Source organism: Arthrobacter sp. E70, assembly GCF_058266945.1.
The window spans coordinates 95442-108979 of the sequence record NZ_JBYQFR010000010.1 but is presented as its reverse complement, the minus strand read 5'-3'; the positions used below and the strand labels follow the sequence as shown (position 1 = coordinate 108979).

10 protein-coding genes are annotated in these 13538 nt (G+C 68.5%); 2 read left to right on the top strand and 8 right to left on the bottom strand.

Annotated elements, in window-relative coordinates:
* Window positions 1–55 precede the first annotated feature (55 nt).
* Window positions 56–445: a PLD nuclease N-terminal domain-containing protein gene (locus AC3IMC_RS14190; RefSeq protein ID WP_490919176.1), complete on the top strand. Its 390-nt coding sequence runs from the start codon at window positions 56–58 to the stop codon at window positions 443–445.
* Window positions 446–450: 5 nt separating this feature from the next.
* On the top strand, window positions 451–1020 hold the full coding sequence (locus AC3IMC_RS14185; protein WP_490919175.1) for a hypothetical protein: 570 nt from the start codon (window positions 451–453) through the stop codon (window positions 1018–1020).
* Here AC3IMC_RS14185 and AC3IMC_RS14180 read toward each other — a convergent pair.
* The 8 genes from AC3IMC_RS14180 to AC3IMC_RS14145 all read right to left on the bottom strand — a co-directional run bounded on the left by AC3IMC_RS14180 (window position 1017) and on the right by AC3IMC_RS14145 (window position 13534).
* The gene (locus AC3IMC_RS14180; protein WP_490919174.1) at window positions 1017–2498 is read right to left on the bottom strand and encodes a dynamin family protein; all 1482 of its coding nucleotides are present in this window, start codon (window positions 2496–2498) and stop codon (window positions 1017–1019) included. The genes AC3IMC_RS14185 and AC3IMC_RS14180 overlap by 4 nt on opposite strands.
* Window positions 2495–4378, bottom strand: a complete 1884-nt coding sequence (locus AC3IMC_RS14175; RefSeq protein WP_490919173.1) for a dynamin family protein — start codon at window positions 4376–4378, stop codon at window positions 2495–2497. Before AC3IMC_RS14175 ends, AC3IMC_RS14180 begins: the two co-directional genes overlap by 4 nt.
* A gap of 80 nt (window positions 4379–4458) precedes the next feature.
* Window positions 4459–5355, bottom strand: a complete 897-nt coding sequence (locus AC3IMC_RS14170) for an IniB N-terminal domain-containing protein (RefSeq protein WP_490919172.1) — start codon at window positions 5353–5355, stop codon at window positions 4459–4461.
* 160 nt (window positions 5356–5515) lie between these two features.
* Window positions 5516–7624 (bottom strand): LuxR C-terminal-related transcriptional regulator, encoded by a 2109-nt coding sequence (locus AC3IMC_RS14165; RefSeq protein WP_490919171.1) that lies wholly within the window; start codon window positions 7622–7624, stop codon window positions 5516–5518.
* Between the two features lies 1 nt (window position 7625).
* Window positions 7626–9731, bottom strand: coding sequence for an Hsp70 family protein (locus AC3IMC_RS14160; RefSeq protein ID WP_490919170.1), 2106 nt, complete (start codon window positions 9729–9731; stop codon window positions 7626–7628).
* Between the two features lie 196 nt (window positions 9732–9927).
* Complete coding sequence (gene ccsB, locus AC3IMC_RS14155) at window positions 9928–11013, bottom strand: c-type cytochrome biogenesis protein CcsB (protein ID WP_490919169.1); 1086 nt, start codon at window positions 11011–11013, stop codon at window positions 9928–9930.
* Window positions 11013–12779: a cytochrome c biogenesis protein ResB gene (resB, locus tag AC3IMC_RS14150; protein WP_490919168.1), complete on the bottom strand. Its 1767-nt coding sequence runs from the start codon at window positions 12777–12779 to the stop codon at window positions 11013–11015. Before resB ends, ccsB begins: the two co-directional genes overlap by 1 nt.
* A complete protein-coding gene (locus tag AC3IMC_RS14145; RefSeq protein ID WP_221386116.1) occupies window positions 12779–13534 on the bottom strand; it encodes a cytochrome c biogenesis CcdA family protein in 756 nt (251 codons plus the stop codon). The genes resB and AC3IMC_RS14145 overlap by 1 nt, the downstream gene beginning before the upstream one ends.
* Between the last annotated feature and the right edge of the window lie 4 nt (window positions 13535–13538).

The following is a 13538-nucleotide window of genomic DNA, read 5'->3' as shown; positions in this document are numbered from 1 at the left end:
AGTTTAGCGGCCCCCGCCGGCGGCCCCTGCCCGTCCTGACGATAGACTTAATGGCATGCTCTTCCGTGTGGCTTTGGCCGTGGCAGTCCTCGTCATCTTTGTGTATGGCCTGGTGGACGTGATCCGCACCGAGGGCCGGCTCACCCGGGGAATTTCCAAACCGGCCTGGATCATCGTGATGATTATCCTTCCCGTCCTGGGCGCCATTTTGTGGCTGCTGATCGGCAGGCCCCGGGGCACCGGCCCCCAACCGCAGGCCTACCCGCACCCCACAGCTCCCGACGACGACCCGGACTTCCTGCGCAACCTCGAAGCGCGCCGCCGCAACCAGGCCGAGGCAGAACGCCTGAGGAAGCTCAAGGACGAACTCGACGCCAAGGCCCGGGAGAACAACCGCAAGGGCCAGCGCGGGACCGACGAACACGATACCGACGGTCTGAAATAAGCCCCATGGCGTCCCACCCCGGCGGAGAAGAGCGGCGCCTGCCCGCTCCCCCGCCACGGCCCGGACCCTCCTACTCGGCCCCGCCGCCCATACCGGCGGCCCCGGCGCCGCCCCGCGCGGTGCGCACCGCCTGGAGGCTGTGGCTGGCCAGCTTCGTCGCCGGACTTGCCGTGCTGGCCGGCTCTTTCCTGACCCGCGAGTCCCACCTGCAGCGGCTGCACGGCGTGGTGGCGGAGATGGCCCCGGGCAGCGGCCCCGGCGCCGTGGCGGCCGCCGTGGACACGGTCTTCTGGGGAAGCATTGCGGGCCTGCTGCTGTTCACCGTTCTCGAGGCCGCTGCGCTGGCCCTGGTGATGGGCCGCCGGAGGCGCGCCCGCTGGGCCCTGGTCCCCCTGCTGGCGGGCCATGCGCTGGTCCTGCTGGTGGCCTCTGCCTTCCTGTTGCCGGAGGGCGAGGCCGGTGGCCGTGTGGTGCTGCTTTGGGTGGGTGCGCTGATCCTGGCATGCCTGGGCTTGGTGTTCCTGTTCCTGCCATCGGCCGGTGCTTGGCTCGCGCCGCCCAAAAGCAAGCCTTAGGCCACCTTCGCCCCGGTCAGATCCGCGAGCATGCCCTCGCAGCTCCTGATGACCACCCGGCATGTTTCCAAGGCCGACCGGGCGGTCAGCGGGTTGCCGGCCAACGCCCGCCAGCGCTCAAGGCAGGCGCGCGCCTCGGATGCCAGTTCCGCGGCACCGGCCTCCGGGGCAAGTCCCAACCGGAGGGAAGCTGCCGTGCCCTGGCCGCCGATGAGCCGCTCAGCCTCTGCCGCCAGCTCCGGGGCAATGTCCGCCCCGGTGCTCCGCAGGTCTGCCAGCAACCGAAGTTCGCGGAACTCATGGGCGCTGGCCTGCAACCGTTCAAGCGCCGCAGCCAGGGCCTCGGTCCCCTGCATGGGACGCGTGTGCAGGAGGTTCTCCACTGCCGCCACCGCAGTGCGGGCCTTCAAGGCCTCCGCCCTTGCCTGGAACTGGCGGTCCAGCAGCTCCAGCAGAGAGTCCAGTCCGCTGCGGCGTGCGAGCTCATGTGCAAGCGGGGTGGGGTCCGGGAAGCCGTTGCGGATCAGGACTGTTGCAAGGCGGATGCCGAAAAGCCCGTAGCGCTCCAGCAGGGATGTCCTGGCTTCCACGGTCAGTCCCTCCGGGGCCGTCGACCGGCGGAACCTGTCGGCGGAGAGCATCATCCGCTCCCGGTCGGCGCGGTCCATTGCCGCGAGCAGCTGCAGGGACTCGAAGTCAGCCTGGCGTAGGGTCCGGGCGCTCTGGGCCAGGAGGCCGGCCACCGGAACCACGCCCAGCGCCAGCTTCCGGAGGGTGTTGTCACGGCTGTACCTGTCGGCGATGACCGCTGCCGAGATGAGGGAATCTATGCGCCCCGCCCCCACTTCGTCGGCGCGGGAAAGCACCGCGATGGCGTTGACCGCGCCGGGGCGGCCCGCCTCATCGTCGCGGAACGATTCCAGGAACCGCAGATCGGCGGCGTGCATGTGGCGCATCAGGTAGATGACGGCGTCGGCTTCGGACGGCGCATCCTCCGGGGCCAGGAAGTGTGTGGACCTCGCCGAAACATCCTGGGACAGGGAGGCGATCCCCGGGGTATCGATGAGGGTCATGCCGAGCAGGGCCGGGGACGGCCATTCAACGTCGAGCCGGTCCACGTCCTCGGCCCGCGCACCGTCCAGGACGAAGACCAGGCGGCCGTTGGCCCGCTTGAGCGGCAGGATCCTGGGCTCCCCCGACTTTGGGTACAAGGTGATGCGGGGTGTGTGTCCGTGCCGGTACCACGTGACGATCCTGGTGCATTCCCCGGTGTCGGTGGGGGCGATCTCTTCGCCAACGATGGCGTTCAAGAGCGTGGACTTGCCCGCCTTGACCATTCCGGCGATGGCAACGCGCAGGGGTTCCGCGAGCCGCCGCTGGTACCGTTCCAGTTCCTCCACCGCCCCCGGCTCATCCCGGTACGCGTCAAGCGCCTCCTGGAGCAGGGCCGCGGCGCGGGCCGTGGGGGACGCTGTCATGCCACCCCCGCTGCCGAGGGCGCCCCCGCCGCAACGCCGGAGGCCACCGCTTCTGCCGCCCGGTGGAGGGCATCGACCTTCTGCAGTTCTGCCCTGATCTCCCGGATCCGCCCCTCCTTTTCCCGGGCGTAGGAGTTGGCCGCCTTCTGTGCTGCGGCAACCGAGTCCGCCAGCGACCGGTGGTACTCGTCCGCAATCCCGGTGAAGTGGTCACGGATGGTCCGCTGCACCAGTCGCAGCCGGTCCTTCAGTTGCTTCCCCACCTGGAACGTCACGTCGTCAAGCTGGCGCCGCACCAGTGCCTTGGCTTCGCCCTGGCGCCGTTTCAGCCGTGTTTCCTTGTCCTCCCGGTAGGCCTTGCGGCCCAGCAGCAGCCCGGCACCTACGGACAGGGGGTTGACCAGGCTCATGCCGAAGATGCCGGTCAGGAGCCCGAACATCAGGACGCCGCCGTAGGAACCGCGCATCCCGATCAGGACCTTCTGTACGGGGTTCACGCGGCCAGGATCAAGCTCCGGCATCTGGTCCACGGGATCCAGGGCGTCGCCGGAGTCGGAGACATGCAGCACCGGCAGCGACACCTCGTCAGCGGCGAAGTGTTCGGCCACCTGGGCGGCCAGCCACTGGGACCGCTCGCTGGTCCACACAAAGGTATCGGAGATGGCGGCAGCCACGGATTCCTCCAGCCACTGCGAAAATTGCGGCCAGACCGGCCCGGGGTCCCCCTGGTCGATGGCTGCTTCGGCGTCCCGCTGGATCCGGCGGAGGCGGTCCCGGAGGTCGTATTCCAGGTCGGCGATGAGGTCGTTGATGCCATCGCTGAGAGTGAGCTGCCACCGGGCGGACCGTTTCCTCAGGTCATCGGCCTCGGCCTTGGCGTGTTCCAGGGCCGCCACCATGTGCGGTGTCTGCTCGGGCTTTTCCAGCGCCTCGAGCTCGGACTGCAGGGACAGCCGGAGGTTGCCGGTGACGGACAGCAGGTCCTGGCTGACGGAACGGCGCTGGAGGCGCTGCGCGTTCCCTACGATGTCGTTCCGAAGGTGGGTTACCAGGGCGGGAAAGCCGGACTCGGTGTTGAGCTCGGCGTCCTGTAGCCGCGAGGCCTCGAGGCGGAGGTCGGCGGACAGCGGAAACAGCGGGATGTCCGGGGCCACCTTTCTCAGGTGCTCCCGGTCCAGTTCTTCCACCTGGCGCCAGTCCGGGTACAGGTCCGTCTTCGAGAGCACGGCGGCAACGCTGGGGGTGATGCGCATGGCTTGGCGGAGGAACCGCATTTCGGGCTCGGTGTATTCCTGCGAGGCATCAGAGACCAGGAGCATGGCGTCTGCGGTGGGAAGTGCCGTGAGGGTGGTCAAGGTGTGCGTGGAGCCCATGCCGCCCACGCCGGGTGTGTCGATGATGGTCAGGCCGCCGGTCAGCAGTTTGCGGGGCAGGCAAACCTCTGCCGCCGCCAGATTCCTGCGGTTACCCGGATTGCCGTGTTCGGAAACGAACTCGGGGAGGTCTGCCAGGTCGATCGGCTGGCGCTCAAGGCTGTCGCCATCCCCGCCGGCGTTGTCGGCGGCGGGGACCAGGATCGCGGCGGACGCCGGCTCGCCGTAGCGGACAATCGTGGGGGTGGAGGTGGCGACGTCGTCATCCACAGGGCACACAGGGGCGTTGACCAGGGCATTGATGAGTTTGCTCTTGCCCTGCTTGAACTCCCCCACCACGATCACCCTGATGCTGGGATCCTGCAGCCGGGCCATGGCCTGGTCCAGGCGTTTGCGGAGGTCAGCCCGGTCACCGGTTCCCACCAGCTGGAGGCCTTGTTCCACCAGCCGCACCAGCTGTCCCGCCAACGCCGGAGCCGGCGGCCTTGCAGGTCCTGCTTCTGCCACAGACTGTCCTCTCCCGCCGGGCTGTGTTCCTTGCGGATCAAGCGTGTTCCGGGATCAAGCGTGTTCCCGGAACAAGCCTGTTACAGCGCAGTGGAGTCGTCAATCACCGCATGGTCGATAGCGGCCTGGTGGTCCACGTCCACGTCGGTATGGCTGGAGTTGTCCTCCGTGAAGTCGAGCTGGTTGTCGGCAACCACCACGTTGTCCTCCACCAGGCTGGAGTCTGAATTGTCCTGGAAGGAGTCCGCCATGCTGATGTCCACTGCCGTATCGGTGGAGTGGTCCTCGTTGAAGGAGTCCTCCTGGTTGAAGGAGTCCACCACCGCCGTGCTGAGGGAGTGGTCGGAGTTGTCCCAGGTATCAGAGTGTTCGGAAGTGTCGTTGAAGGAGTCGTCCGCGTCGAAGGCGACGTCAGTGTTGAAGGAGTCCCGGACGTCCGCATCGCCGCCGGCGGCGACGGCCTGGTCGCCGGATGCCACTACGGCGTCGTTGTCGAACCACTGCTCCACGTCTCCGTCTGCCCAGATATTCTGGCTCACGGACTGGTCGGTGAGGGTGACCCTGTCGTCCACCATGATGGTGCTGGCCGTGTAGGAGTAGCTGTTCACCACATGGTGCAACTGCTGGACGGCGTAGGCATGGTCGTCAGGCTCCTGGTTCCCACCGCCAAGGCCACCCGCACCCCCGGTGTGGCCGCCGCCGTTCCCCGCGGCGCCATGGGAGACGATCCAGCCGGTGTGCGCCGTGCCGGCGACGTTGCTGCCCGCGTGGTCATCCCTGTCGAAGGAGGCGTTGACGGTAATGGGTGCGTAATCGAGGACAACGGGCATTGCAGCGTCGACATCGGCCGAGCAGACGCTGCCCAGGCCGTGGTCCGCGAGCGCCCGCTCCGGGTTCTCCAGGAATTCCCTGGTTGCCTGCGGGTTGCCGAAGAGGTGCATCAGGAACTGGACAAGGTCGTTTGCGAGTGTTGCCATGTGCGTGGTCCTCACATCTTCTCGTTGGCGACGCCCGGCGTCGTTACCTGGTTGCTTCAAACCTAGGTTTGCCGCCGGGCACGGGCATCGGGTCCTTCCCCCTTACCCGTTGGTGCACTTCCGGGGCGCGCAGCCTCCTGCCGATAGGGGCATTAGGGGTTCATTCCTGCTGGTGGTGGTCCGGGCCGAGGGCGAGGCGCAGCCGCGCGAGCAGGTCGGACCGGTTTTCGGCACCGAGGCGGCGGCGGATGCGTGCGATGTGGTGTTCTGCTGTCCGGGGGGAGATGTAGATGGCCTCACCGATCTCCCGGTAGGTCTTTCCCTCAAGTACCAGCCTGGCCACTTCCTTCTCCCGTTCGCTCAATCCTGAGGCATCCTGTTGCACGCCATTGCCGCTGGCGTTGCCTGCGTCGCTCCCCCGGGCGGTAGCCGTGCGGGTCCCGCCAGTGGCGGGGGCGCCTTGCGGGTGGAGCTCCCTGGCGCAGGAAAGCAGCCGCATCATGTCCCTTCGTTCGTCAGCCCGGGCGGCGGCGTGGCCGGCAAGCCGGGCGCCTTCCCACGGCATGCCGACGGCCGCGAGCCCCCGCGCTGCCGCTTCCACGTCTGCCGGCCTGAGCCGTCCGGCCAGCACGGAAACCCAGGCCTTGCCGGCGGCGGCAAACACCGCGGCAAGGTGGCTGTGCACAGAGGCCCTCGCCAGCGCCGCTGCATGCGGGGCGAGCTCTGCGGGGCTTTCACCCAGGAGCGCGGCCTGGACGCCGGCCCAGTGCAGCGGGACGGACCATAGCAAGGGGTCGCCCAGCCGGCCCACGAGCCGCCACGCGTCTTCCATGTGGTGCGCCACGCGCCGGGTTTCACGCAACCGGGCGGCGGCGATCATCAGTTCGCCCCAGGGCAGCAGGGCGTACAGGTCGACGGACGTGTGCAGCATCGCCTCCCGGGCCCGCTCCCAGGACCTGAGGAGCTCCGGGACGTCCCCGTTCCTGCGGGCAAGACCGACTTCCAGGGCGGCACACAGGATTTCGTCCCTGGGGACCAGTGGCCAGTGGTTTGCCTTGGACGCCTCGGTGGCCGCCAGCCGGGCGTCCTCAAGCTTGTCCTGCATCATCGCTGCCCAGCCCTGCAGCAGGAGGAGCCGGGGTTGGGCTGCGTTGCCTCCCTGGTTCGCCGCGACAGCCGCACGGCAGACGGTTTCCGCCAGGTGCGGCTCGCCGCTGTGCATGGCGAGCAGGGCTGCCAGGGCGGCTGGTGTTTCGGCCAGCGGCAGCGCTACCGCGGCTGAGTTCAGCATGTCCGAAGCATGGATCAGGACCGGAATGCCCTGCTGGGGATGGTTCCCCAGGGAGGCCAGGACGCCCCGCGCTGTCTGCGCCAGGGCAGCGGCCAGGAGCGTGGGCGAAAGGGGCGGCGCATCGGGCCGGAAGAACGCTTCGGCGGCTTGCCGGTCGCCGGAACCGGCGAGGGCGACGACGGCGAGGGGTGCGGATGATCCCATCCGTTCGGCGCCCAGCCAGTTGTAGACATCCGCTGCACGTGCCAGCATGCCGCGCTGCGCCCAGACCGATGCGGCCACGTCCGCGCCTCGGCGCAGGTCGGGCGGATCAGTCCGGACCAGGAGGCTGTCGATGATCCGGGCGGCAGCATCCAAGTCACCGTCGCCGGCCGCGGCCTGGGCGCGCCGCGCTGCGGTGCGTACGGGATCGGCACCCGCCAGCAGTGCCTCGTCGTAGAGCTGGACTGCCAGAGCCGGGTCGTGCTCCAACGCCGTGTCCGCCGCTTCCTCAAGCTCGGCGGCCACGCGGGGATCGGCGAGGCCGCCCCTGGCGAGGTCGCGCGCGAGGGCGCCCAGTGGCTGTCCGGCCGACGCGAACACGGTAACAAGCTCGCGCTCGAGTGCATGTTTCTTGGCGGTGGGGGTCACGGCGAGCAGTGCATGCTGCACGGTGCCCACCACAGTGCCGTCGGGCCGTAGGAGCCCGGAAGCCTCGGCGCGCTCCACCAGTTCGTCCAGGCTTTCCACGGCGCCGCTGCTGATCCTGTTCTGCAGGTCCGCCGGCAAGGGCCCGGGCAGGGCGAATCCGACGGAGAGGGCGAGCAGCAACTCCCGCACCGCGGCGTTGGCCCCCTTCAGCTGCTGGGACATCAGTTCGGCAGTATGCGGCGGCTGCCCCTGGCGGTCCAGTTCACTACTGCGGTCCAGTTCACGGTGCCCGTCCAGATCAGGCCTGGGGGATGCCGCTTGGTGCGATTGCTGGAAATGGCCGTCCATGTCAGGCCGCCGGCAGGGTGGTCACGGCCGTTTCACTGGCGGTAACGGTTGATGTCGAGCCGGAGTAGGGCTCCGGAGTGGGCGTCGCCGTGGGACCGCTCATCGGTTCAGGGGCCGGGTCCGTGGATGTGGCAGGGTCCGTGGATGTCGCTGGGTCCGTGGCGGCCGGACCGGCTGTAGCCGGATCCGTGGCAGGCGGATTGATCGGGGTGGACGGGGCCGGCGTGGGCGTCCCGGTCGTATCGCCCGGGGTTGCTTCCGGCGCGCCCGAACCAGTCGACCCGGGCTCGCTGGCAACGGGATCCGTGGCCGCGGGATCCGTGACCGCGGGGTCAGTGGCCCCAGGGTCTGGGGTGCCAAGGCCTGGGGTACCGGTGTCCGTGTTGGCCGGCCCAGGGGCGGCGTCCAGGACGATGCCGGTTCCCGTTTCCCCGGGGCCGCCAGGTGCACCGCCGCCGGTGGGGCCGTCGGCACCGGTCCCAGCGGCCACCGCCCCGGTGTCCGGGACGGACGCGTCGATGCCGGCTTGGGTATTGGCGCCTTTCGTGGTGGCGCTTGCCTCTATGCCCGGGAGCCGCATGGGCCCAGGGACGGCAGACGCGGTGGCGGGGCCGTCATCCAGGGTGCCGGCCGCTGCGGCATCCGGGGTGGCTGTGCCGTCGGATCCGGCAGAGCCGCCCGTGGTGCTGGCACCGGCCTGTGGCACAAACACCGCGGTGAGATTGCCGAAGCCGTCGGGACTCTGTGCCGCCGTGGCGGTGAGGACCGTCAGGAGGGCCGCAGAGGCGGCGACGGCCGTCAGCCGGACGGTAGGCGTCGGCGCGTGGGCTCCCCGCTGCCTGTGGGCACCGGATACGGCGGTAAGGCCTGCGGGCAGCCCCGCTGGCACCGCAGTCCCACGCTGCCAGCCGGGCCGCCGCGGGATACCGGGTGCTCCGGAGGGATTGGAAGTTTCGATGCCGGACCGGGCGGCTTCCCCGTCAGCTTCAGGTTCCGTCGCAGAGGCCAGGGCATGGGCCGCGGCCTGGTGCTCCAGCAGGGCGGCCACCGCAGCCCCGCGGCAGATGGAGGATTTGGGGTCCGCGTCGACGGCGATGGGCCGGTCCAGCTGTTCAGACACCAGCTGCGCCACCAGCGGGATGCGGGAGGACCCGCCGATCAGCAGCACTGCGGAGAGGTCTGCCGGTTCCAGCTGCAGCCGGGCCAGCGATTGTTCCAGCGCATCCACCGTCTCGCGGAGCGGTTCCTCAATGACCGCCTCAAAGTCGGCCCGGACCAGGCGGACCTGTTGCTGGATCCCGGGAAGCAGCACCTGGATGCTGGCCTCACTGTCCGCAGAGAGGGCCTCCTTCGCTTCCACGCACTCGCGCCGCAGCCTGGTCAGCGCCGGCAGCACCGCCGGGTCCTTGGGGTCGAGGCGGGCCAGGACGTCGCCCGTGTGGCTGGCAACGTAACGGAAGACGGCGGCGTCGAAGTCTGCTCCGCCAAGGTCTTCGATGCCGTCGGGCCGTCCCACGAGTTCGAAGCGGCTGCTGCCGGATTTCCGCAGCACCGCGGTGTCGAAGGTGCCCCCACCGAGGTCGTACACGGCAATGGTGCTGCCCTCCTCGACGCGCACCTGCGAGGCGTAGTGCAGTGCGGCAGCCTCGGGTTCGGGAAGCAGCGTGACGTCCGGCAGTCCGTGGGCGGCGAGGGCGTCCCGGATCACCGAAAGCCGGTGGCTTCCCCACGCCGCGGGGTGGGTCAGGAAGATCGCCGACGCCTGTTCGCCCTCGCGTTCGGCGGCACGGTCCGAGACCCAGCGGGCCATGGTGGCGAAGACGTCCTCCGGGCGCACGGACAGGCGGCCCAGGGAGAATGGAACGTCGTCGCCGATCCGGCGCTTGAATTCGCGTACCACTCGTGCCGGGGAGTCCAGCCCCCGGCGTTCGGCGGCCTCGCCCACCAGGACGGGGCCCTCCTCCGGGTAGTACACCACCGAAGGCACAGAGGCACCCCGGAGGCCCAGGGGCAGGCACTCCGGAACAGGCGAAGCTCCTTGGTTGAAACGCACTACGGCGGCCGCCGTGAAACTGGTCCCGACATCGACGGCGAGAACGTAGCTCATGGGTACCTCGGAAAAGGTGGTGTTTCGCCTGCAAGCTTCATCACAGGGGAACCCCACCAACGTAGCATTACCGAAGTACGGGGAACACCCCTGTTGCTACATCGAATGGTTATTTGTGGCCGCTACCGGCCGGTACTGCGGAGGTCCACAGCAAATGGGCGTGGAAACGCCGCCTGGAGTGCCGGAAGAGCCGCGTTTAGAGGCCCGAGTAGGAGTGGAGCCCGTTGAAGAACGTGTTCACGATGGTGAAGTTGAAGATCACGCAAAGGTAGCCCACGATCGACAGCCAGGCTGCGCGTGTTCCGGTCCAGCCGCGGGTGGCGCGCGCGTGCAGGTAGCCTGCGTAGACCACCCAGATGACGAAGGTCCACACTTCCTTGGTGTCCCAGCCCCAGAACCGGCCCCAGGCCTTTTCGGCCCAGATGGCGCCGAACATCAGGGTGAAGGTCCAGCCGATGAAGGCGATGGCATTGATGCGGTAGGAAAGGTTCTCCAGGCTCAGCGCGGACGGCACCAGGCGCATGAAGCCGAGCTTGTCCGTGCCGCCGGCGGCCACGGTCTTCTGCCGGTGGGACTGCACCAGCTGCAGGGCGGACATCGCGAACGTCAGGGTGAACAGCGCGGATGAGAGCACGGCAATGGAAACGTGGATGACCAACCAGTAGCTCTGCAGCGCGGGTACCAGGTGCCCCACGGGGGTCCAGAAGGCCACGGACGCGGCCACCAGCATGATGATCACGAGGCCGACGACGAACGTGCCCAGGAAGCGCAGGTCGCGCCGGATGAGCGCGAGCAGGAAGACGGCGGCCACCAGGAAGGCGCCGGTGGTCAGGAACTCGTACATGTTGCCCCATGGCACGCGGCCGGCGCCCAGGGCCCGCGTCACCACTCCGGCGCCGTGGATCACGGCGCCCAGGACGGTCAGGGCCACGGCCACGCGGGCCGGAACACGGCGCTCCGCAGCGTACTTCATGTCGCCGTCTGCCGTGGCGGCACCGCCGGCAGCGTTTCCCGCTGAGTTGGTGGACGACGTCGGCCGTTCAGCCCGGTCCGCGGGCCCACTGAGGCGGGACCCGGCGGAGTCCGCGGCCACTCCGGCGGCTACGGGCACCTTGGCAGCGGCTACTGACTGCGCAGCTTTGAGGTCCACCGCACGCAGGGCCTTGCTGCTCTTGGCCAGGTCCCAGGCGAAGGCGATGAAGGCCACCGTGTAGGTCCCTGCCGCCAGCAGCATGAACAGTTCGCTGTACTGGCCCATGGTTTCGTTGATTCCAAATGGCATTACTGGTCCTTTTCGGGCCCGGTGGGGCCTGCTGGGGTGGTGACGGAGCCGGGAGCATTATCGGCGGAGCCGGCGCCATTATCGCCTGTCGGGCTGGGAGTTTGCTGGGACTGGGGCGTGTGGTCAGCTGCAGGGTCTTCAGCCTCGAGCTGCCATTCCGCGGAGAACAGCTTGCGCAGGGCCGCGGCCTCACCGGCCAGGCGGTGGTCCTCGCCGCGGGCCAGGAGTCCGTATTCCACCATCGTGCGGCCGTCGGCCGCGGTGCCGGTGCGCACCCAGACGCGGCGGCGGTTGACGTAGAGCGAAAGGATCAGGCCGGCCACCGCCAGGAGCGCGAACACCAGGGCGGACACCTGGCCCGGGTTGTGGTGGATGTCCACGCCGATGTAGCGCTTCACGCCGTCGAAGCTGATGGTGCCCTTGCCGTCCGGCAACGTGTACGTGGAGCCAGGGGTCAGGGTGATGCCCTTCGTCGGGAGGTTTCGTGCGTTCAGCGGGGTGAGCTTCTTGACGTCCAGTTCGAAGACGTTCTGCGGGGCGCCGGCGTCCAGGCCCAGGTCGCCGTAGTACGAGTTCAGGGACAGCTGGGGATTGAACAGCTCAGGGTCGCCGCTGAAGGAAACCCCTTCATTAGTGACGAACGCCGTCGGCAGGAAGAACCCGGCGAAGCCGAGCTGGTCGGGCTTGGCGTCGGGGACCTTGATCACCACGGAGGAGTAGTAGTTGTCACCCTGCAGCTTTGCCACCACCGGCCCCTGCATGGCAACGTTTCCTGCGCCGTCGCGGATGGTCACCACCGGAGCGTAGCCGTTGCCCGTGAGGTAGATGCTGGTGCCGCCCAGCGTGACGGGATCATTGACCTTCAGGATCTCCTGCTTGGCGGGGGCGTCCGGGTTTTCCTTGGTGGTCACCGTGGCCGCGAAGTCGATGGGCTGGCCGAACTTGCCCCTGGATTCGCGGTCGAAGGTGATGTTGAACTTGTCCAGCTGCAGGGAGTACGGCTGCAGCTGGCTGGACTGGAAGTTGGTGCCCGGGTTGAACTGGTCGTAACCCACCAGGGTGTTCACGAACGTATCGCCCTCCACCAGGATGCGCTGCCCGCTGTACCCGAACAGGCCTCCGGCGGCCACGGACACCAGTACGCCAATCAGCGAAGTGTGGAACACGAGGTTGCCCACTTCCTTGAGGAAGCCGCGTTCGGCACCCAGGGACGGCAGGGCGCCGTCGGCATCCCTGACCTCCACCCGGTAGCCGCGTTTCCGCAGCACCCCGGCGGCACTGTTGATGGCCTCCGACGCCGGGATCCCGGCACCGGACGGAATCACCATGGTGCCGTATTCGGGGAGCCGGGAGAGACGCTGGGGCGTGCGGGGCGGCTGGGAGCGCATGGCCCTGTAGTGGGCGATGGCGCGCGGCACCACGCAGCCGATCAGCGAGATAAACAGCAGCAGGTAGATTGCCGAGAACCACGCGGAGGAATAGACGTCGTAAAGCTGCAGCGAATCCAGCAGCTTGCCGTAGTCCGGGTGGTCCTTGATGTACTGGGTCACCACTGCGGGATTGGCGGGTCGCTGCGGGAACAATGAGCCGGGGACGGCTGCGACGGCGAGCAGCAGCAGCAGGAACAGCGCGGTGCGCATGCTGGTCAGCTGGGTCCAGGCCCAGCGCAGCATGCCCTTCACGCCGAGGGCCGGCAGTGCGGCGTTGGCTTTCGCTTCTGCGGCAGGGGCGGATTGCTTCTTCTTTACCTTCACACGCTCGCTCATCAGATCGGCAACTTCACGTCGGTTTGGAACCAGTACTGCAGCCCGGTCACCCAGGCTCCCCAGACTCCGCTGGCCATCAGGATCCCGAGCACCACCAGGATTCCGCCCCCGGTCCGCTGGATGGCCAGCCGGTGCTTGCGGAAGAACGCCATGACGCCCATGCCTCGGCGCAGCGCCAGTGCGATCAGCAGGAAGGGGATGCCCAAACCCAGGCTGTAGACGAACGCCAGGAAAGCGCCCTTGGCGGCGGAGGAGCCGCCGGAGAGGCTCAGCAGCTGGACGGCGGAGTAGGTGGGGCCGATGCACGGCGCCCAGCCCAGGCCGAAGGTCAGGCCCAGCAGCGGCGCACCCCACAGCCCGGCCGGCGGCTTGGCGTGGATCTTGGCGTCGCGCTGCAGCCAGCTGAAGCCGCCCATGAACACGATGCCCATGATGATCACCAGGACCCCAAGGAGCTGGGTGATCCAGGCATTCTGGCCGCCGCTGATCAGGGTGCCCAGCTGGCCGAACGCACCGCCCAGCAGGACGAAGATCACCGAGAAACCCAGGACGAACAGGCCGATGCCGGCCAGCATGCGGCCGCGCTTTTGCTTCTGCAGGTCCACGCCGCTCAGCCCTGTGACGTAGCCGAGGTATCCGGGGACCAGGGGCAGGACGCACGGAGACAGGAAGGAAACCAGTCCGGCCAACAGGGCCACGGGAATGGCAAGCAGGATGGATCCGTTCAGGATCGCCTCGGCGAAGGGGCTGTTCACGGGC

What these genes read in the sequence shown, in the direction of transcription:
- AC3IMC_RS14190 (WP_490919176.1), top strand. Translation starts at nt 56, where the DNA reads ATGCTCTTCCGTGTGGCTTTGGCCGTGGCAGTCCTCGTCATCTTTGTG.
- AC3IMC_RS14170 (WP_490919172.1), bottom strand. Translation starts at nt 5,355, where the DNA reads ATGGCAACACTCGCAAACGACCTTGTCCAGTTCCTGATGCACCTCTTC.
- AC3IMC_RS14165 (WP_490919171.1), bottom strand. Translation starts at nt 7,624, where the DNA reads ATGGACGGCCATTTCCAGCAATCGCACCAAGCGGCATCCCCCAGGCCT.
- AC3IMC_RS14160 (WP_490919170.1), bottom strand. Translation starts at nt 9,731, where the DNA reads ATGAGCTACGTTCTCGCCGTCGATGTCGGGACCAGTTTCACGGCGGCC.
- resB (WP_490919168.1), bottom strand. Translation starts at nt 12,779, where the DNA reads ATGAGCGAGCGTGTGAAGGTAAAGAAGAAGCAATCCGCCCCTGCCGCA.
- AC3IMC_RS14185 (WP_490919175.1), top strand. Translation starts at nt 451, where the DNA reads ATGGCGTCCCACCCCGGCGGAGAAGAGCGGCGCCTGCCCGCTCCCCCG.
- ccsB (WP_490919169.1), bottom strand. Translation starts at nt 11,013, where the DNA reads ATGCCATTTGGAATCAACGAAACCATGGGCCAGTACAGCGAACTGTTC.
- AC3IMC_RS14180 (WP_490919174.1), bottom strand. Translation starts at nt 2,498, where the DNA reads ATGACAGCGTCCCCCACGGCCCGCGCCGCGGCCCTGCTCCAGGAGGCG.